Source organism: Actinopolymorpha rutila (assembly GCF_013407855.1).
Classification (GTDB): domain Bacteria; phylum Actinomycetota; class Actinomycetes; order Propionibacteriales; family Actinopolymorphaceae; genus Actinopolymorpha; species Actinopolymorpha rutila.
Genome location: NZ_JACBZH010000001.1, coordinates 3,590,871 through 3,609,262, shown reverse-complemented (window position 1 = coordinate 3,609,262; position 18,392 = coordinate 3,590,871). Strand labels below are relative to the sequence as shown.

The 18,392-nt window shown below is 71.7% G+C and carries 15 protein-coding genes and 1 pseudogene; 11 read left to right on the top strand and 5 right to left on the bottom strand.

Going from position 1 to position 18,392, the window contains the following annotated elements:
• Nucleotides 1-46: 46 nt before the first annotated feature.
• A complete protein-coding gene (locus F4554_RS16140; protein WP_179788137.1) occupies nucleotides 47-739 on the bottom strand; it encodes a type 1 glutamine amidotransferase domain-containing protein in 693 nt (230 codons plus the stop codon).
• 94 nt (nucleotides 740-833) lie between these two features.
• The gene (yaaA, locus tag F4554_RS16135) at nucleotides 834-1,634 is read right to left on the bottom strand and encodes a peroxide stress protein YaaA (protein ID WP_179788136.1); all 801 of its coding nucleotides are present in this window, start codon (nucleotides 1,632-1,634) and stop codon (nucleotides 834-836) included.
• A 175-nt stretch (nucleotides 1,635-1,809) separates the two neighbouring features.
• On the opposite strand from yaaA, the gene F4554_RS16130 reads away from it, so the two are divergent.
• From F4554_RS16130 to F4554_RS16100, 7 genes are all read left to right on the top strand, one after another.
• Entirely contained in the window at nucleotides 1,810-3,405 is a 1,596-nt protein-coding gene (locus F4554_RS16130) for an Hsp70 family protein (RefSeq protein ID WP_179788135.1), read from the top strand.
• Nucleotides 3,406-3,418: 13 nt separating this feature from the next.
• On the top strand, nucleotides 3,419-4,531 hold the full coding sequence (locus tag F4554_RS16125) for a tetratricopeptide repeat protein (RefSeq protein ID WP_179788134.1): 1,113 nt from the start codon (nucleotides 3,419-3,421) through the stop codon (nucleotides 4,529-4,531).
• 2 nt (nucleotides 4,532-4,533) lie between these two features.
• On the top strand, nucleotides 4,534-5,127 hold the full coding sequence (gene grpE / locus F4554_RS16120; RefSeq protein WP_179788133.1) for a nucleotide exchange factor GrpE: 594 nt from the start codon (nucleotides 4,534-4,536) through the stop codon (nucleotides 5,125-5,127).
• 111 nt (nucleotides 5,128-5,238) lie between these two features.
• Nucleotides 5,239-7,224 carry a threonine--tRNA ligase gene (thrS, locus tag F4554_RS16115; RefSeq protein WP_179788132.1) on the top strand — a complete coding sequence of 662 codons (1,986 nt, stop codon included), beginning with the start codon at nucleotides 5,239-5,241 and terminating at the stop codon, nucleotides 7,222-7,224.
• A 15-nt stretch (nucleotides 7,225-7,239) separates the two neighbouring features.
• Nucleotides 7,240-8,127: a PfkB family carbohydrate kinase gene (locus F4554_RS16110; RefSeq protein ID WP_179788131.1), complete on the top strand. Its 888-nt coding sequence runs from the start codon at nucleotides 7,240-7,242 to the stop codon at nucleotides 8,125-8,127.
• Nucleotides 8,128-8,193: 66 nt separating this feature from the next.
• Nucleotides 8,194-9,600 (top strand): Si-specific NAD(P)(+) transhydrogenase, encoded by a 1,407-nt coding sequence (gene sthA, locus F4554_RS16105; RefSeq protein ID WP_179788130.1) that lies wholly within the window; start codon nucleotides 8,194-8,196, stop codon nucleotides 9,598-9,600.
• Nucleotides 9,601-9,724: 124 nt separating this feature from the next.
• Nucleotides 9,725-10,282: an HIT family protein gene (locus tag F4554_RS16100; RefSeq protein ID WP_238342028.1), complete on the top strand. Its 558-nt coding sequence runs from the start codon at nucleotides 9,725-9,727 to the stop codon at nucleotides 10,280-10,282.
• Between the two features lie 17 nt (nucleotides 10,283-10,299).
• Here F4554_RS16100 and F4554_RS16095 read toward each other — a convergent pair whose 3' ends face one another.
• Nucleotides 10,300-10,695 (bottom strand): cupin domain-containing protein, encoded by a 396-nt coding sequence (locus F4554_RS16095; RefSeq protein WP_179788129.1) that lies wholly within the window; start codon nucleotides 10,693-10,695, stop codon nucleotides 10,300-10,302.
• A gap of 142 nt (nucleotides 10,696-10,837) precedes the next feature.
• On the opposite strand from F4554_RS16095, the gene F4554_RS16090 reads away from it, so the two are divergent.
• Nucleotides 10,838-11,779 carry a GlxA family transcriptional regulator gene (locus F4554_RS16090; protein WP_337796066.1) on the top strand — a complete coding sequence of 314 codons (942 nt, stop codon included), beginning with the start codon at nucleotides 10,838-10,840 and terminating at the stop codon, nucleotides 11,777-11,779.
• A gap of 66 nt (nucleotides 11,780-11,845) precedes the next feature.
• Here the strand turns inward: F4554_RS16090 and F4554_RS16085 are convergent, their stop codons facing one another.
• Together F4554_RS16085 and F4554_RS16080 are read right to left on the bottom strand one after the other, a co-directional pair.
• Nucleotides 11,846-12,820 (bottom strand): alpha/beta fold hydrolase, encoded by a 975-nt coding sequence (locus F4554_RS16085; protein ID WP_179788127.1) that lies wholly within the window; start codon nucleotides 12,818-12,820, stop codon nucleotides 11,846-11,848.
• A 206-nt stretch (nucleotides 12,821-13,026) separates the two neighbouring features.
• Nucleotides 13,027-15,192, bottom strand: a complete 2,166-nt coding sequence (locus F4554_RS16080; RefSeq protein ID WP_179788126.1) for an elongation factor G-like protein EF-G2 — start codon at nucleotides 15,190-15,192, stop codon at nucleotides 13,027-13,029.
• A 257-nt stretch (nucleotides 15,193-15,449) separates the two neighbouring features.
• Between F4554_RS16080 and pgsA the strand changes: the two are divergent.
• From pgsA to F4554_RS16065, 3 genes and pseudogenes are all read left to right on the top strand, one after another.
• Nucleotides 15,450-16,031 (top strand): annotated as a pseudogene (pgsA, locus tag F4554_RS16075) (phosphatidylinositol phosphate synthase); the annotation flags it as partial.
• Nucleotides 16,032-16,168: 137 nt separating this feature from the next.
• On the top strand, nucleotides 16,169-17,203 hold the full coding sequence (locus F4554_RS16070) for a phosphatidylinositol mannoside acyltransferase (RefSeq protein WP_337796065.1): 1,035 nt from the start codon (nucleotides 16,169-16,171) through the stop codon (nucleotides 17,201-17,203).
• Nucleotides 17,203-18,369, top strand: coding sequence for a glycosyltransferase family 4 protein (locus tag F4554_RS16065; protein ID WP_179788124.1), 1,167 nt, complete (start codon nucleotides 17,203-17,205; stop codon nucleotides 18,367-18,369). Before F4554_RS16070 ends, F4554_RS16065 begins: the two co-directional genes overlap by 1 nt.
• Nucleotides 18,370-18,392: the final 23 nt, after the last annotated feature.

The window sequence follows — 18,392 nt, the reverse complement described above, 5'->3', positions numbered from 1 at the left end:
CCCCGGCTGCGCAGGTGGTGGTCTGCGGTGACCACCCGTTCGATCTCTAGCCGAGCACCTTCAGCAGCTCCTGGGCGAGCGGTGCGGCGGAGGCGGGATTCTGCCCGGTGAACAGGTTGCGGTCCACCACCGTGTAGGGCTTCCATATCTCGCCGCGGGTGAACTCGACACCCATGCCGACGAGCTCGTCCTCGGCCAGCCACCTGGCCCTGGCGGCCAGGCCCACCGCGTCCTCCTCGTCGTTGGTGTAGGCAGTGACCCGGTAACCGGCGAAGGGTGACCTGCCGTCCCTGCGGGTGGAGAGCATGGCGACCGGCGCGTGGCAGACGATGGCCAGCGGCTTGCCCGAGGCGAGGGCCGCGACCAGCAACCGGCCCGAGTCGGCGTCGGCCCACAGGTCCTCCATCGGGCCGTGACCGCCGGGGTAGTAGACGGCGTCGTAGTCCTCCAGCCGCGCGTCCGCCAGCTCGATCGGCCGGCGCAACTCCTCGGCGGACCGCAGAACCTCCTCCTGCTCCAGGGCGGTCTGCTCGCCGCCGGCCATCGAGGGCCGCAGGCTCATCACGTCCACGTGCGGTACGACACCGCCGGGAGTGGCCACGACGACCTCGTGGCCGGCCGCGGTGAGTGCGCTGTAGGGGGCCGTGAACTCCTCGGCCCAGTAACCGGTCGGATGCCTGGTCCCGTCCTTCAGCGTCCAGTAGCTTGCCCCGGTCAGCACGAACAGGATCTTGGCCATGGAAATCACCTCCCCTCCATGGTTGGACGCCGCCCGCCCGGGCGGACAGGGAGGGCGGCCCCTTCACCGGAGTTCGAACGGCCCTGTCGTCCTCTCAGACGGAGGCCACCACGACGTCCAACTGCCAGGGGCGTCCGCGTTCGGGACGCTCGGCCTCGACCTGGTAGCCCAGCGCCCGCAGCACGTCGACCAGGTCGTTCGGGCGGCGTGGGTTGTCGTCGCCGTTCAGCAGGTCGCGGACCAGCCGTCCCTTGGTGGCCTTGTTGAAGTGGCTGACGACTGTACGGCTGGACGGGTCGCCCGGCCGCGTCTCCTGCAGCACCCGCACCGTCGCGGTGCGGCCGGCGACTTCGCCGGTGGGTGTCCAGGCGGTGGCGTACGCCGAGGAGCGCAGGTCCAGCACCAGTCCGCGCCCGGCCGCGCCGGTGATCGCGGCCGGCATGCTCTCCCGCCAGAACGCGCCGAGCGCGCCGACGCCGGGCAACCGGACCGTCATCGAGCAGCGGTACGGCGGAATGCGGTCACGCAACCGGACCGCGCCCCACAGGCCGGAGCAGATCAGCAGGTAGCGCTGCGCCCGGCGTCGTTGCGCGGGTCCGAGCGAGGCCAGGTCGAGCGCGTCGTACAGCACTCCGGTGTACAGCCTGGCCGCCGGAAGCGTCGGCGCGTTCCGCAGTCGTGCGTCGCGTTCGACCTCGCCGCGCTGGCTCGCGGACAGCCCGAGCACGGTCATCGCCTCGTCGGTCCGGTCCGCATCCCCGCACAGGTCGACCAGCGCGTCGAGAACCTTGGCGCGGGCCGGGGTGAGTTCGGGCAGCGACAGCGAGTCGAGGTCGACCGGGCGCCCTCTGCCGGCGGCGGCCTTGCCCTCCGAGGGCGGCAACAGGATGAGCACGAACGGGAGGGTAACGGGAGTGCGCAGTACCGCGATCGTCCCGGGGATGACGGAGCCGGGGCACTTGATGCCGGGATGGCGGAACGCCACGAAGGTGAAGGTTCAGCTACGTTGGGTGGACCGGCACCGGCCCGGTCGCCGGTATGGTGACCGGTGCGTTGGAAGGGACGGACTCGTGGGGCACACGATCGGCATCGACCTGGGCACCACCTACTCCGCCGCCGCGCGGGTGAACGAGCTCGGCAAGCCCGAGATCGTGGTCAACCGGGACGGCGAGCGCCTCACGCCGTCGGTCGTCCTCTTCCAGGACGAGTTGCCGATCGTGGGCACTATGGCGAAGCGGTCCGCGGTGACGGCGCCGCTGGACGTCGTGCAGTTCGTGAAGCGGTCGATGGGCGACCCGAGCTGGAAGTTCGAGACCAGCGGCGGGACGACGTACCGGCCGGAGGAGATCTCCGCGATCATCCTGCGCCGCATCAAGGACGACGTCGAACTCGCGCTGGGTTCGCCGGTGACGGATGCGGTGGTGACCGTCCCCGCGTACTTCGACGACGCCCCACGGCGGGCGACCATCGACGCCGGCCGGATCGCCGGGCTGAACGTCGCCCGGGTGCTCAACGAGCCGACCGCGGCGGCGCTCGCCTACGGCGTCGAGCACGAGGTCGAGGGCACCGTCTGTGTCTACGACCTCGGCGGCGGCACGTTCGACGTGACCGTGATGCGGGTAGGCGGCGGTGACTTCGACGTACTCGCCACGCACGGCGACCGCAACCTCGGCGGCTTCGACTTCGACAACCTGCTGATGCGCCTGCTGGACGAGCGCTTCCAGGCCGCCGGTGGGCCGAGCCTGCTCGACGGCGCCGAGGCAGAGGCGGACCTGCGGGAGAAGGCCGAGATCGCCAAGCGCAGCCTCACCACGGTCGAGCAGACCCGGGTGGTGCTGTCCGGCGGCGGAGTGTCGAAGGTCGTGCCGCTGACCCGCGCGGAGTTCGAGGACGTCACCTCCAGCCTGATCAGCCGCACCCGCGACATCGCCGAGATCGTGGTCGGTGACGCCGGCCTGGACTGGTCCGGTGTCGACCACGTGCTCCTCGCGGGCGGGTCCACCCGGATGCCGATGGTGCGCGCGATGATCGAGAAGGTGTCGGGGCGTCAGCCCATCCGTTCGGTCAATCCCGACGAGGTGGTCGCGCTGGGCGCGGCGATCCAGGCGCACCTGGTCGACCTCGAGGTTGCCGATGTCGCCGGTGCCGGCGGGACGAACGGAAGCGCCACCGGCACGGCGGACGGCGTGCGCGCGGAGCCGCTGCCGGTGCTGGCGTCGGCGGTGACCCGCCCCCGGATCCGTGACGTCACCTCGCAGGGGCTGGGCGCGCTGGCCCTGCGCCGCGGCGCCGCCTCGCCCGAGGAGGTGGAGAACGTCGTCATCATCCCGGCCAACACCAAGATTCCCGCCAAGCGCGGGCAGGTGTTCGAGACCATCGAGAACAACCAGACCCGGCTCAAGGTCGAGGTGACACAGGGCGACGACGACGATCCCGACTACGTACGAGCGATCGGTGAGCAGACGTTCGACATCCCTCCCTATCCGGCGGGTGCGCCGTTCGAGGTGGTCTACGCGTACGACATCGACCAGACCGTCTTCATCGAGGTGCACGACAGGACGTCGGGGGAGCGGATCGGCACCTTCGAGGTGAACAACGTCGCCACGATGGCCGAGGGCGAGGTCGCGTCGGCCACCGACCGGATGCGCCTGCTCGACATCAGCTGAAGCCGGCTGAACCATGCCCGTCGACTACTACGAGATCCTCGAGGTCGCGCCCGGCGCCAGCACCGAGCAGATCCGGGCGGCGATCACGGCCCAGCGCCGGGTCTGGGTGCGCCGCCAGTCCAGCCCCGACCCCGAGCGCCGGGCGTACGCCGAGCAGCGCGTCCGTGACGTCGACGCGGCGGAGAAGGCGCTGCTGGACGCGGCGGCGCGGTCCGCGTACGACGAGAAACTCGCCCGGGCCCGCCGGTCCGCGGCGACGAAAGGCACAGGCACCGGCGCCGGCGGCCAGGGGAGCGGTTCCAACGGCGACGCGGTCCGTGATCGGGTGCCGGCACCGACCCCCGCGCCGGGCGGGCCGGGTGGGCCGAGAGGTCCAGGCCCATCCGGTGGGACCGGCTCCGGGGGCTCCGGCGGCCCCGGCACGTCCGGCCACCGCCGCGACCCCGACCTGGACGACCACCTGCGCCGGGGCGACCGTTACCTCGAGCAGGGCCGCTGGCGCCTCGCCCAGGCCGAGTACGACTACGTCCGCGAACGCGAGCCCGACAACCTCCGCGCGCTGACCGGCCTCGGCGCCGCCCAGGTCGGTGCCGGTCGGGTGAAGGAGGGGCTGACGGTCCTGCAGCGCGCGGTAGAGGCCAACCCCGAGGCGGAGGACGTCAAGGTCGCGCTGGCGACGGCGCTGTACGAGGTGGCCGTCACCAGCGTCGACCACTGGGGCGACGGCCGGGGAACGGACCGGCCGGTCATCACCTCCCGGCGGCAGTACACCCTGGTCCGCCGGCACCTGCGCCGGATCCGGAAGCTCGAGCTGACCGACTGGAACGTCACCATGTACGCCGAGGAGCTGAAGGACCTGCTCGCCGAGGCGCGCGCCCCGGTGTGGGTACGCAGCCGCTCGCTGCGGCTGTACCTCGTCCCGCTGGCCGGCGCGATCCTGTTCGTCGCCCTGGCCCACGTGGAGAGCCTGCGCGTGGTGGGCGCGTGCTGGATCGTGCTGATCGTCGCGTTGTACGTCCTCCGCCACCGGCAGCCGGCCTGGAAGCAGCACCGGCGCGGATACGGCCGGGGCCGTGGCGGCGGCCGCGGGCCCACCTACGGCGGGACCTTCCGGAAGGGGATCTAGGCATGTCGGAACGAACCTCGCAGCCGGTCAGGCAACCGGCCGAGCAGCCCGACGGGCAACCGGGCAGGCCGCCCCTGGGGCAACCCGTGGAGCAGCAGCAGGCCGGGTCGCCGGAGGTGGCCGAGCTGGCGCAGGAGGTGGCCGCGCTGCGCGACCTGTTCCAGCGCCGCCTGCTGGAGGACCAGGCCCGGCAGCGGATGTACGACGAGCTGTACCGCCAGCTGGAGTTCGCCCGGCAGGGCCTCGTCGACCAGTTCGTGGCGCCGCTGGCCCGGGAGATCCTCCTGGTCGTGGACCGGATCGACGCGCTCACCGGCCAGGGTGCCGGAGGAGAGGACGGCGACGCAGGAGACCTGGGCTCGGTGCGGGCCGAGCTGCTGGAGATCCTCCACCGGCGCGGCCTGCGCGAGGTCGACGCGAGCGGACAGGAGTTCGACCCGCGGGTGCACGAGGCGGTGGCCCGGGTGCCGGTCGAGCCCGGCGACCAGGTGGGCCGGGTGGTGGAGGTACGCCGGCCCGGCTACGCGCTGGCCGACAAGCTGCTGCGCCCCGCCCAGGTCGGGGTCGGCTACCTGCCTGGGGGACAGCGGTCCTGACGGCGCGTGCGGCGGCTCCGGGGCGCCGGGGGCCACCGCATAGGATCGCCGGGTAGTCCATTCATTCCGCTCAGTCCACTCGCCGTCCCCGTACCCCCGGAGGAGCCCGAAGTGTCCGAGATCACCGTCACCGTCGTCCGTTCCGGCGAGCGCGCCGAGGCCGAGGTGACGACGGGCACGACGGCCGGTGAGGCGCTCGGCGTCGCACCCGGCGACCGCGCCGTCGTGGCCGCGCGGGTCGACGGTGAGCTGCGCGACCTCGCCTGGCCGCTGTCGGCCGGTGACGAGGTGGAGCCGGTGGCGATCGACAGCACCGACGGCCGGGCGATCCTGCGCCACTCCACCGCGCACGTGCTGGCCCAGGCGGTGCAGGAGCTCTACCCCGAGGCGAAGCTCGGCATCGGCCCGCCGGTGGAGAACGGCTTCTACTACGACTTCGACGTCGCCGAGCCGTTCCACCCCGACGACTTCAAGCGCATCGAGAAGCGCATGCAGGAGATCGTCAAGGAGGGCCAGGCGTTCTCCCGCCGGGTCGTCGGCGACGACGACGCACGCACCGAGCTGGCCGACGAGCCGTACAAGCTGGAGCTGATCGGTCTCAAGGGCGGTGCCGGCGACGCCGCGGAGGGTGCCGGAGTCGAGGTCGGCGGCGGTGAGCTGACCATCTACGACAACCTGCGCCGCGACGGCGAGCTGGCCTGGAAGGACCTCTGCCGCGGGCCGCACCTGCCCACCACCCGCACCATCCCGGCGTTCAAGCTGATGCGGGTGGCGGCGGCGTACTGGCGGGGCAGTGAGAAGAACCCCCAGCTGCAGCGCATCTACGGCACCGCCTGGGAGTCCCGCGAAGCCCTCAAGGCCTACCTCCAGCGGCTGGAGGAGGCCGAGCGACGCGACCACCGCAAGCTCGGCACCGAACTCGACCTGTACTCCTTCCCCGACGAGCTCGGCTCCGGTTTCCCGGTCTTCCACCCCAAGGGCGGCGTGATCAAACGGGAGATGGAGGACTACGCCCGTAAGCGCCATCTGGAGGAGGGGTTCCAGTACGTCGGGACCCCGCACATCACCAAGGGCGGGCTGTTCGAGACCTCCGGGCACCTGCCCTACTACGCCGACACGATGTTCCCGGCGATGGAACTCGAGGGCGCGAAGTACTACCTCAAGGCAATGAACTGCCCGATGCACAACCTGATCTACAAGTCGCGCGGGCGGTCCTACCGCGAGCTTCCGCTGCGGTTGTTCGAGTTCGGGTCGGTCTACCGGTTCGAGAAGTCCGGCGTTGTGCACGGCCTCACCCGCGTCCGCGGCCTGACCATGGACGACTCGCACTCCTACGTCACCCCCGAGCAGGCCAACAGCGAGATCAAGCACCTGCTCGCCTTCATCCTGGGGTTGCTCAAGGACTTCGGCCTGGAGGACTTCTACCTCGAGCTGTCGACCCGTGACGACTCCGACAAGTTCATCGGCACCGACGAGCAGTGGGCCGAGGCCACCAGGATCCTCGAGGACGCCGCGAAGGAGACCGGTCTCGACCTCGTGCCCGACCCCGGCGGCGCCGCGTTCTATGGCCCGAAGATCTCCGTTCAGGCGCGTGACGCGATCGGCCGCACTTGGCAGATGTCGACCATCCAGTACGACTTCAACCAGCCGGCCCGCTTCGGGCTGGAGTACCAGGCGGCGGACGGCTCACGGCAGCAACCGGTGATGATCCACTCGGCGAAGTTCGGGTCGATCGAGCGGTTCCTCGGGGTGCTGGTCGAGCACTACGCCGGCGCGTTCCCTCCCTGGCTGGCGCCGGTCCAGGTGGTCGGTATCCCGATCACCGACGAGCACGTGCCGTACCTCCGCGACGTGGCCGCGAAGCTCGCCGAGCACGGCATCCGGGTGGAGATCGACACCTCCGACGACCGGATGCAGAAGAAGATCCGCAACGCGCAGAAGCAGAAGGTTCCGTACATGCTGCTGGCCGGCGACGACGACGTCGCCAAGGGCGCGGTGTCGTTCCGGTACCGCTCCGGTGAGCAGAAGAACGGGGTGCCGGTCGACGAGGCGGTGGCGGAGATCCTCGACGCCGTACGCCGCCGCGTCCAGGTCTAGGGGCCGCGCGGCACCGTGATCGTGGTCGTCGGGCACACCAGCGTCGAGACGACGGTGCCCGCCGACCGGCTCACCGATGCCGACGCGTTCGGTGAGCACGTCCTGTCCACCTCGGTGTCCGGGGTCGGCGTCAACGTCGCCCTGGCGCTGCACGCCCTGGGCCAGGACGTGCGCTTCGCCTCGGTGGTCGGTGACGATCTGCTGGGTTCGGTGTGCGTGCAGACGCTTGCCGCCCGCGGGCTGGACCCGGCCCATGTCGTACGTGCGACCCCCGCGACCGCGCAGTCCCTCGTACGCCACGAAACCGACGGCCGGCGCCGCAACCTCGTCGACCTCAAGGACGTCCAGCGCGCGGCGTACCCACCGGAGCTGGTGCCCGGACTGCTCGCGGACGTGCGCCTGGTCGTGCTCGGCACCATCGGCTACGCGCACCCGCTGCTCGCCGCGGCCCGCGAGCGCGGCGTGGCGGTGGCCGCCGACGTCCAGGCGGTGTCCGGGCCGGAGGACTCCTACAACCGCGACTGGCTGGCCGGTGCCGACCTGCTGTTCGCCTCCCACGAACGCCTCGACCGCGCGCCGCGGGACTTCGTGGCCGAGCTGCACCGCCGGCACGGGACATCCGTCGTGGTGGTCGGGCTGGGTGCCGACGGCGCGCTGCTCGGTGTCCGCGGTGAACCGCTCGTGCACCTTCCCGCCGTACGTACCCGCGAGGTGGTGAGCACGGTCGGCGCCGGCGACGCGTTGTTCGCCGCGTTCCTGGACGGCTGGTCCCGCGGCCTGGACCCGCGAGCCGCGCTGTCGCGGGCGACGTACTTCGCCTCCTGGAAGGTCGGCGCGGCCGGGGGAGCCGCGGGGTTCCTGGACCGCACCGGGCTGGACGCGCTGGTCGCCACCCGGCATTGATCGACACAAGTGCGGCGGACCGTCAGGATGGTGGCGTCGGGCCTCGCCGGTGTCAGGAGTGTGCGGATGTACGACTACGACCTGCTCGTCATCGGATCCGGGCCCGGCGGCCAGAAGGCCGCGATCGCCGGTGCCAAGCTCGGCCGCCGCACAGCGGTGGTGGAGAAGCGGCACATGATCGGTGGGGTCTGCATCAACACGGGCACCATCCCGTCCAAGACCCTGCGCGAGGCGATCCTCTACCTCACCGGGCTCAACCAGCGGGAGCTGTACGGCTCGGCGTACCGGCTGAAGGACGACATCACCGTCGCCGACCTGTCCGCACGCACCCAGCACGTCATCGGCCGCGAGATCGACGTGATCCGCAGCCAGCTCGCCCGCAACCGCGTGCAGATGCTGTTCGGCGTGGGCAGGTTCGTCGACGACCACACCGTCGCGGTCACCGGACCCGACGGCGGCGTACGCACCGTCACCGCCGACCGGATCGTGATCGCGGTCGGCACCCGCCCGGCCCGGCCGTCCTCGGTGGCCTTCGACGGCCGCAGCATCGTCGACTCCGACCAGTTGCTGGAGATGGAGCAGATCCCGTCGTCGATGGTGGTGGTCGGCGCCGGGGTGATCGGCATCGAGTACGCCTCGATGTTCGCCGCCCTGGGCACCAAGGTCACCGTGGTCGAACGCCGCGACCGGATGCTGGACTTCTGCGACCTGGAGATCGTCGAGGCCCTGAAGTACCAGCTGCGAGACCTCGCGGTGACGTTCCGCTTCAACGAGACGGTGGCCCGGGTCGACCACCACGACGGCGCGACGCTGACCGTGCTGGAAAGCGGCAAGCGGATCCCGGCCGACACGGTGATGTACTCCGCCGGGCGGCAGGGCGTCACCGAGGCGCTCGAGGTCGGCAACGCCGGGCTGGAGGCCGACGCCCGCGGCCGGATCGCGGTCGACGAGCACTACCGCACCTCCGTACCCCACATCTACGCCGTGGGCGACGTGATCGGCTTCCCCGCGCTCGCGGCCACCTCGATGGAGCAGGGCAGGCGGGCGGCTTACCACGCCCTGGAGGAGCCCGTCGGGACCGAGATGGGCGAGCTGCAGCCGATCGGCATCTACACGATCCCCGAGATCAGCTACGTCGGCCGTACCGAGGACGAGCTGACCGAGGCGAACGTGCCGTTCGAGGTGGGCATCTCCCGTTACCGCGAGCTGGCCCGCGGCGCCATCCTGGGCGACAGCTACGGGATGCTCAAGCTGCTCGTGCACGCGGAGGACCGGATGCTGCTCGGCGTGCACGTGTTCGGCACCGGTGCGACCGAGCTGGTGCACATCGGGCAGACGGTGATGGGGTGCGGCGCCACCGTCGACTACCTCGTGGACGCGGTTTTCAACTACCCCACGCTGGCGGAGTCCTACAAGGTCGCCGCACTGGACGCGATGAACAAGATGCGCGCGGTCCAACGCTTCCTGACCTGAGGACGGGCCGGGCGTCCGGGGTGCACGAGGGCGGCACGGGCGAGGCGAGCGACGGGCGGGCGCCGTCCGTAAGATCTGGTGCGTGGACGAGCCGGAGCACCAGCACCAGCCGGATCAGCCCGACCTGCCCGGCGAGCCCGAGCAGCCCGAGCGGCAGGAGGGTGTCGGCACCCCCGACGCGTTCGAGCGGCTGTGGACGCCCCACCGGATGGCCTACATCCTCGGCGAGAACAAGCCGAGCGGCGACGGGCCCCGTGACGGATGTCCGTTCTGCGACATCCCGCACCGCTCCGACGAGGACGGGCTGGTGGTGACCCGCGGCAAGGTCACCTTCGTGGTGCTCAACCTCTACCCCTACAACCCCGGCCACCTGATGGTCTGCCCGTACCGCCACGTCGCCGACTACACCGAGCTCACCGACGAGGAGACCGACGAGGTGGCCCTGCTCACCAAGCAGGCGATGCGCGCTGTACGGACGGCGTCGGGCGCGCAGGGGTTCAACATCGGGCTGAACCAGGGCCCGGTCGCCGGCGCCGGCATCGCCGCCCACCTGCACCAGCACATCGTGCCGAGGTGGGCGGGCGACACCAACTTCATGCCGGTCGTCGGCGGGACCAAGGTGCTGCCGGTGCTGCTGCGCGACACCCGGGCGCTGCTGGCGCGGGCCTGGCCGACCGACTGACCCGCGGGCGACTCAGCTCAGGAATCCAGCTCGTGCCCGGTGGTGGCGTCCACGTGGCCGGGCACCTCGTCGTGGCGGTCACCGACGCTCGAGGTGCCGGTGGGTTCGAGGAGCATGATCGACGCGCCCGACGGTGCGGACGGCTTGTGCTCGATGCCCCGCGGAACGGTGAAGACGGACCCCCGCCGCAGGACCACGGTGCGCTCGCCGGTGGGTTCGCGTAGGGAGATGTGCAGTTCGCCGTCGAGGACCAGGAAGAACTCGTCGGTGTCCTCGTGGACGTGCCACACGTGTTCGCCCTGCGCCTTGGCGACCCGTACGTCGTAGTCGTTGACCCGGGTGACGATGCGCGGGCTCCACCGCGCGTCGAAGGATGCCAGCGCGTCGTTCAGCGCGATCGGTTCGTTGCTCATGAGCCCATCCTGGATCTTTCTGCCCAAAGGGCGGGAGTGCCAGGAATCGCACATGCCGCAAGGATCCTCGCACCATGGTCGGCGAGACTCGACGGGACGAGACTCGACGGGACGCGCGGGTGCACCCGCATCCCACCGGGTCGTGGCGATCGTGGACGACAACTCCAACCCGTTCGAACTGGGCTGTGTGACCGAGATGTTCGGGCTGCACCGGCCGGAGATCGGCCGGGACCTGTACGACTTCCGGCTGTGCTCGCCTCGGCCGCGGACCCCGATGCGGGACGGGTTCTTCGTCCTCAGCGGCGTCGCCGGGCTGTCCGCCGCGGACGAGGCGGACACGTTGGTCGTACCGAACAAGCCGGATGTGGGCGTACCCCACCGGCCGGCGGTACTCGACGTGATCCGGCGCGTGCACGCCCGCGGCGCTCGCCTCGTGGGATTGTGCAGTGGCGCGTTCACACTCGCCGAAGCCGGTGTGCTGGACGACCGGAGCGCCGCCGTCCACTGGCAGTGGACGGACGCCTTCCGGGCAAGGTTTCCGACCGTACGGCTCGAACCCGAGGTGCTGTTCGTCGACGACGGCGACATCCTGACCGCTGCCGGCAGCGCGGCGGCACTCGACCTCGGCATCCACATCGTCCGGAAGGACCACGGTGCAGAGGTGGCGAACGCCGTCAGCCGCCGGCTGGTCTTCGCCGCCCACCGCGACGGCGGGCAGCAGCAGTTCGTCGAGCGCGCGGTGCCGGACGCTCCTGACGAGTCACTCGCACCGGTGCTCGCCTGGGCCACCGAACGACTGGGCGAGCCCCTCACCGTGGTGGGCCTGGCAGCGCGGGCACGGGTCAGCCCGGCCACCCTGCGCCGCCGTTTCCGGGCTCAGCTCGGCACGACGCCGTGGGCGTGGCTCACCGGGGAGCGCGTCGCGCTGGCCTGCCGGCTGATCGAACGCGGAGAGTCCCGTTTCGAGTGGGTGGCCCGGCGCAGTGGGCTGGGTACGGCCGCCAACCTGCGCGTGCTGATGCGGCGGGAGACCGGACTCAGCCCGTCGGCGTACCTGCGCAGGTTCGGGCCGGAGCCGAGGTGAGGGCGCGGCAGGCGCCCACGTTCGTGCCCCGGCCCGAGCCGGTGAGAGTCGGTGAACCCGGGGGTCCTACAGCTGGGACAGGAACGTGTAGATCGCGTCGCCGTTGCCGGGCAGGCCCTCGTGGCCGTAGTCGGGGTACATCCGCAGCGACTTCTCGCTGGTGATCTTGTTGTACGCCGCGAACTGTGTGGACGGCGGGCAGACCTGGTCTCCGAGGCCCACGCCCATCAGGATCTCCGCCCGGATCCTCGGTGCGAGGTGCTGGACGTCGATGTATCCGAGGGTCGTGAAGACCTCGTCCTCGCGTTCGTGCAGCGGGTCGAAGCGGCGGAACCACTCCTGCAGTTCGGCGTAGGCGTTCTTGGCCAGGTCGAGGTCCCACACCCGCCGGTAGTCGGTCAGGAACGGGAACGTCGGGGCGGCCAGCTTGATCCGGGGCTCCAGCGCCGCACAGGCGAGGGTCAGCCCGCCGCCCTGGCTGCCGCCGGTGGCGCCGACGCGGTTCTCGTCCACCTCGTCCATGCCCATGACGATCCGGGCCAGCAGCGCGGTGTCGAGGTAGACGTGGCGGTAGTAGAGCTTCTCCGGAGCCTGCGCCAGGCCGTCGTCGAGGCCGCGGACGATGTGACCGCGCAGCGTCCAGCCGGTCACCCCGCCGACGTCCTCCGACAGCCCGCCCTGACCGCGGCAGTCCAGCGCGGCGACGGTGAACCCGAGCGCCACGTGGCCGAGCAGCTCCGACCAGTCGGCCGAGCGGCCGGAGTAGCCGTGGAAGTGGACCACACCGGGGTGCTGCCCGGAGGCGTTGCGGGGACGGAGCAGCTTGGCGTGCACCCGGGCGCCGCCGGTGCCCTGGAACCACAGGTGGAAACACTCGGCGAACGGCGTCTGGAAGTCGGCCGGCTCCAGCTCGACCTTCGGGTCGAGGGAGTCCAGCTCGGCCAGTGCGGCGTCCCAGTACTCGTCGAAGTCCGCGGGCCGGGGGTTGGTGCCGGTGTACGTCGCGAGCTTTTCCCTCGGCATGTCGAACGTCAGGGGCATGGACGATCCTTCCTGAGGCAGGTGGGGCTGGGGTCGAGCGTAGTGACGCATCGGCCCACGCCGGGGCGCACCTTCCTGCACTGGCCACCGGTCCGCCTCCCCGCTGGACCGCGGCAACGGGCGGCGGTCCGCCGGCACGAGGTTGACCTGACCTCGCCCCGGCGGACCGCCGCCCGGATCAGCTCGCCCGGGTCAGCTCGCGCGGGTCAGCCGTCGGCGGCCTGCTCCTGCGCGAGCTTGCTCGCCAGCTGCGCCGGCATCGGCTCGTACCGCACGAACTCCCGGTTGAAGCTGCCGTTGCCGTGCGCCATCGACCGCAGGTCGACGGCGTACCGCGTGATCTCGATCTGGGGCACCTCCGCCTTCACCAGCGTCCGCCCCTGCCCGACGGGCTCGGTGCCGAGCACCCGGCCGCGCCGGCCGGACAGGTCGCCCATCACGGTTCCCACGAAGTCGTCGTCGACCAGCACCGACACCAGGTCGACGGGTTCGAGGAGACAGACCCCGCCCTCCGGGGCGGCCTCGCGCAGTGCGAGCGCGCCCGCGGTCTGGAAGGCCATGTCGGAGGAGTCGACGCTGTGCGCCTTCCCGTCCACCAGCGTCACCCGGATGTCGACGACGGGGTAGCCGGCGGTGATCCCGCGTTCCATCTGGGCGCGTACGCCCTTCTCCACGCTCGGGATGAACTGCCGGGGCACCGCGCCACCGACCACCTTGTCCACGAACTCCAGGCCCGAGCCCTGGGGGAGCGGCTCGACCTCGATCTCGCAGACGGCGTACTGGCCGTGGCCGCCGCTCTGCTTGACGTGCCGCCCCCGCCCGGACGCCTTACGGCCGAACGTCTCCCGCAGCGGCACCCGCAGGGGAACCTGGTCCACCGACACGCCGTACCGGTTGGCGAGCCGGTCGAGAACGACGTCGGCGTGTGCCTCGCCCATGCACCACAGCACCAGCTGGTGGGTCTCGGCGTTGTGCTCGATCCGCAGCGTCGGGTCCTCCGCACCCAGCCGGGCCAGCCCGAGCGACAACTTGTCCTCGTCCGCCTTGGCGTGCGCGGTGACCGCGATCGGGAGCAGCGGCTCGGGCATCGACCAGGGGCGCATCAGAAGCGGGCGTTCCCGGGCCGAGAGGGTGTCGCCGGTCTCCGCGCGGGACAGCTTGCCGATGGCACAGATGTCCCCGGCCACGCAGTGGTTCAGCGAGCGTTGCACCTTGCCCAGCGGCGACGACAGCGAACCGACCCGCTCGTCCTCGTCGTGGTCCTCGTGGCCCCGGTCCTCACCGAAGAACGCCGAGGAGTGCCCGGACACGTGTAGCCCGGTGTCCGGTCGTACGGTGCCGGAGAAGACCCGCACCAGGCTGATCCGGCCGACGTAGGGGTCGGAGGAGGTCTTCACCACCTCGGCGAGCAGGGGACCGTCGGGGTCGCAGGGCAGCCGGCCCTCGGACTTGCCCACCGGGGTGTAGACCTCGGGCTGGGGGTGTTCGAGCGGGGAGGGGAACGCGCTCGTCATCACCTCCAGCAGCTCGGCCATGCCGACGCCGGTGGTCGAGCACGCCGGCAGAGCGGGGAAGAACGACGCCTGCGCGACCGCCTTCTCCAGGTCGTCCACCAGGACCTTCGCGTCGATCTGTTCGCCGCCGAGGTAGCGGTCCATCAACGTCTCGTCCTCGGACTCCTCGATGACGCCCTCGATCAGGGTGCCCCGCGCGTCCGCCGTGGCGTCGGCGTACTCCTGCGGTGCCGTGCCCTCGGTGCGGCTGCCCGAGGAGTAGTCGAACAGCTTCTCCGACAACAGCCCGACCAGGCCGCTCACCTCGCCCTGGCCGTCGACCGGGAGGTACAGCGGCAGCACCTTCTCCCCGAACGCCGCCTGCGCCTGCGCCAGCACACCCGCGTAGTCGGCACGGTGGTGGTCGAGCTTGGTGATCACCACCGCCCGCGGCATACGCACCGAGGCGCACTCCTGCCACAGCGCCTCGGTGGGGCCGTCGACACCCTCGCTCGCGGCGATCACGAACAACGCGCAGTCGGCGGCGCGCAGTCCGGCCCGGAGCTCGCCCACGAAGTCGGCGTACCCGGGGGTGTCCAGAAGGTTGATCTTGATGCCGTCGTGGACGACCGGTGCCAGGGAAAGACCGACCGACCGCTGCTGGCGATGCTCCACCTCGTCGAAGTCGCTGACGGTCGCGCCGTCCTCCACCCGGCCGGGGCGGGGGATCGCTCCCGTGGCCGCCAGCAGGGCCTCGACCAGGGTCGTCTTGCCGGAGCCTGAGGGGCCGACCAGCACGATGTTGCGGATCCCATCGGGCCGGTCGGCCGTCGGTGCCTGACCGGCGGCTCCACCGGGGTTGCTCTGTTTGTCCGCCATGGCGACGCCTCCTTGCGCGCGCGTGCTGTGGGTACAGCCGGACGCGCCCGGACGGCTGCCGTCCGTGACGGCGCCCTGACATGTGGTTTTCCACCTTTCACCCGGCCCGGCCAGCGCACAAGCCCCCCGCGCTGAGTAGCATCGGCGCGTCTTGCGAACCCGGACCCGGACTGGAACCAGACCGGACACAGACCCGGACCCAGACGAGACGCAGACGGACGACCAGGTCACCGAGCGAGCGAGCGGGCTGCCCCCACATGTTGCGAAGGTTCCACCAGTTCTGGCTACGAGTACTGACCCCGGTCGCGCGCTTCTTCCTGCGTGTCGGCATCGGTCCGGACATCGTCACCGTGGTCGGCACCGCCGGGGTGTGCGTCGGCGCGCTCGCCTTCTACCCGCGCGGAGTGCTCTTCTGGGGGACGGTGTTCATCACCGTCTTCGTGTTCTCCGACATGATCGACGGGCTGATGGCCCGGATGTCGAAGCGGTCGTCGAAGTGGGGCGCGTTCCTCGACTCCACCCTGGACCGGATCGGTGACGCCGCGGTGTTCGGCGGCCTGACGCTGTGGTTCGCCGGCGGCGGCAACAGTTTCTGGCTCGCCTGCGTGGCGCTCTACGACCTGGTGATGGGCAACGTCACGTCGTACGCCAAGGCCAGGGCGGAGAGCCTGGGCATGACCGCCAACGTCGGCATCGCCGAGCGCGCCGACCGGCTGGTCGCCGTCCTGGTGGCCACCGGCCTCGCCGGACTCGGTGTGCCGTTCCTGCTGCCGGCCGTCCTGTGCCTGCTGGCGGTCGCGAGCACGGTGACCGTCGTACAGCGGATCCTCGCGGTGCGCGCACAGGCGCTGGCGAACGAGCGTGGGTCGGGTCAGGGCTCGGACCAGGGCTCGGGTCAGGGCGCTCGCGGCGCCACGACGGGTGGGACCGCCACCGGGTCGGGCACCGAGCGGCCGGGCGCGGAAAGGGAGGCCCGGTGATCGCAGCCGGCCGGCCCGCCGCCGAGGACCCGGGCCGAGACCGTCAGCACACCGAGCGTCACCCCGCCGACAGTCCTGCCGCCGAGAGTCGTACGGCCGACCGCCTGTCGTTCCCGCTCCGCCTGAAGTACGCCGCGAGCTACCGCGCCTACGCCGCCGGCTGGAAGGTCCTGCGCCTGCTGCCCGCGCCCGCCGCGTACGGCCTGCTCCGCCTCGGCGCCGACCTCGTCTGGCGGCGCCGGCTCAAGGGCGTGCGGCGCCTGGAACACAACCTCGCCCGGGTACGCCCCGACGCCGGCCCCGAGGAGCTCCGGCGGCTGTCCCGGGCCGGCATGCGGTCGTACTTCCGCTACTGGTGCGAGGCGTTCCGGCTGCCCGACCTCGGCCCGGACGACATCAGGGGCGCGGTCGTCACCCACGGCGAGGACGAGTTCTGGGCGGCGATGCGGTCCGGCAGGGGCGTGGTGGCCCCGCTCCCGCACATGGGCAACTGGGACTTCGCGGGCGCGTGGGCCGCCGCCAACGGCGCGCCGGTGACCACGGTCGCCGAACGCGTACGCCCCGAACGCCTGTACGACCGCTTCGTCGCCTACCGCGCCGCGCTCGGCATCCAGGTGCTCGCCGCCACCGGCGGGCCGGACCCGATGCGAGTGCTCGCCGACCGGCTGCGGGAGGGCGGCCTCGTCTGCCTGGTCGCCGACCGCGACCTGTCCGCCCGCGGCGTCGAGGTCGACTTCTTCGGCGAACGCACCCGGATGCCCGCCGGCCCCGCGGCGCTGGCGCTGCGGACCGGCGCCATCCTGCTGCCGGTCACGCTGTGGTACGACGGACCCACCATGCACGTGCGCTTCCACCCGGCGGTCGCCGCGCCGCCCGGCTCCCGGCAGGCCATCCGCGACCTCACCCAGCAGATCGCCGACGCCTTCGCCGCCGGGATCGCCGAGCACCCACAGGACTGGCACATGCTGCAGCGGCTGTGGATCGCCGACCTCGAACCCGCCCACCGCGCGGACCTCGACCGGAGGCGCTGATGCGGGTCGGCATCGTCTGCCCCTACTCGCTGGACGCACCCGGCGGGGTGCAGAACCACGTCCGCGACCTGGCCGAGGTCCTGCTCGCCGAGGGGCACGCCGTGTCCGTGCTCGCGCCCGCCGACGACGACACACCGGTCCCGCCGTACGTCGTACCGGCGGGCCGGGCGGTCCCGGTGCCGTACAACGGCTCGGTGGCCCGGCTGGCGTTCGGCCCGGTGTCGGCGGCCAGGGTGCGCCGCTGGATCCGCGACGGGCAGTTCGACGTCCTGCACATCCACGAGCCGGCCACCCCGTCGCTGTCGCTGCTCGCGCTGTGGTCGGCGGTCGGTCCCATCGTCGGCACCTTCCACACCGCAATGCCGCGGTCGCGGATGATGAGCGTCGCCTCGTCGGTCCTGCGCCCGGCCCTGGAGAAGATCAGCGCCCGGATCGCGGTGAGCGAGCCCGCCCGGGCCACCCTCGTCCAGCACCTGGGCGGGGAGCCCGTGGTGATCCCGAACGGCCTGTTCGTGGACCGGTTCGCCCGCGCGCGCCCTCGGCCGGAGTGGCAGGGAGAGGGCGGCACGATGTGCTTCCTCGGCCGCCTGGACGAGCCGCGCAAGGGCCTGGCCGTCCTGCTGCGGGCGTTCCCGGCGATCTGGCGGGCCCGGCCCGGCGTACGCCTGCTGGTCGCCGGCCCCGGTGACGTCGAGGAGGTCCGCTCCGGCCTGCCCGCCGAGTGCCGGGACGCGGTGACGTTCCTCGGCCGGATCGACGACGAGGGCAAGGCCGACATGTTCGCCAGCTCGCAGGTGTACGTCGCGCCGCAGACCGGCGGTGAGTCGTTCGGCATCGTGCTGGTGGAGGCGATGGCGGCCGGCGCGCCGGTGCTCGCCAGCGACCTCGATGCGTTCCGGCTGGTGGTGGACGGCGGCCGGCTCGGCCGGCTGTTCGAGGTCGGCGACAGCGACGACCTGGCCACCGGCGCGCTGGAGCTGCTGCGGGACGCGGCCTTCCGGGACCGGTTGCGGGAGGCCGCCCGGGTCGCGGTCCGCCGCTACGACTGGAGCAGCGTCGCCAAGGAGATCGTCTCGGTGTACGAGATGGTGGCCGCGGGCTACCCCGGTGTCGGCGAGGCCGACGACCGGGGTCGCGGAGTCCGGCCGGGCGGAAAGGTCCGGTGAGTTCGGTGGGGTCCGCTGAGGGT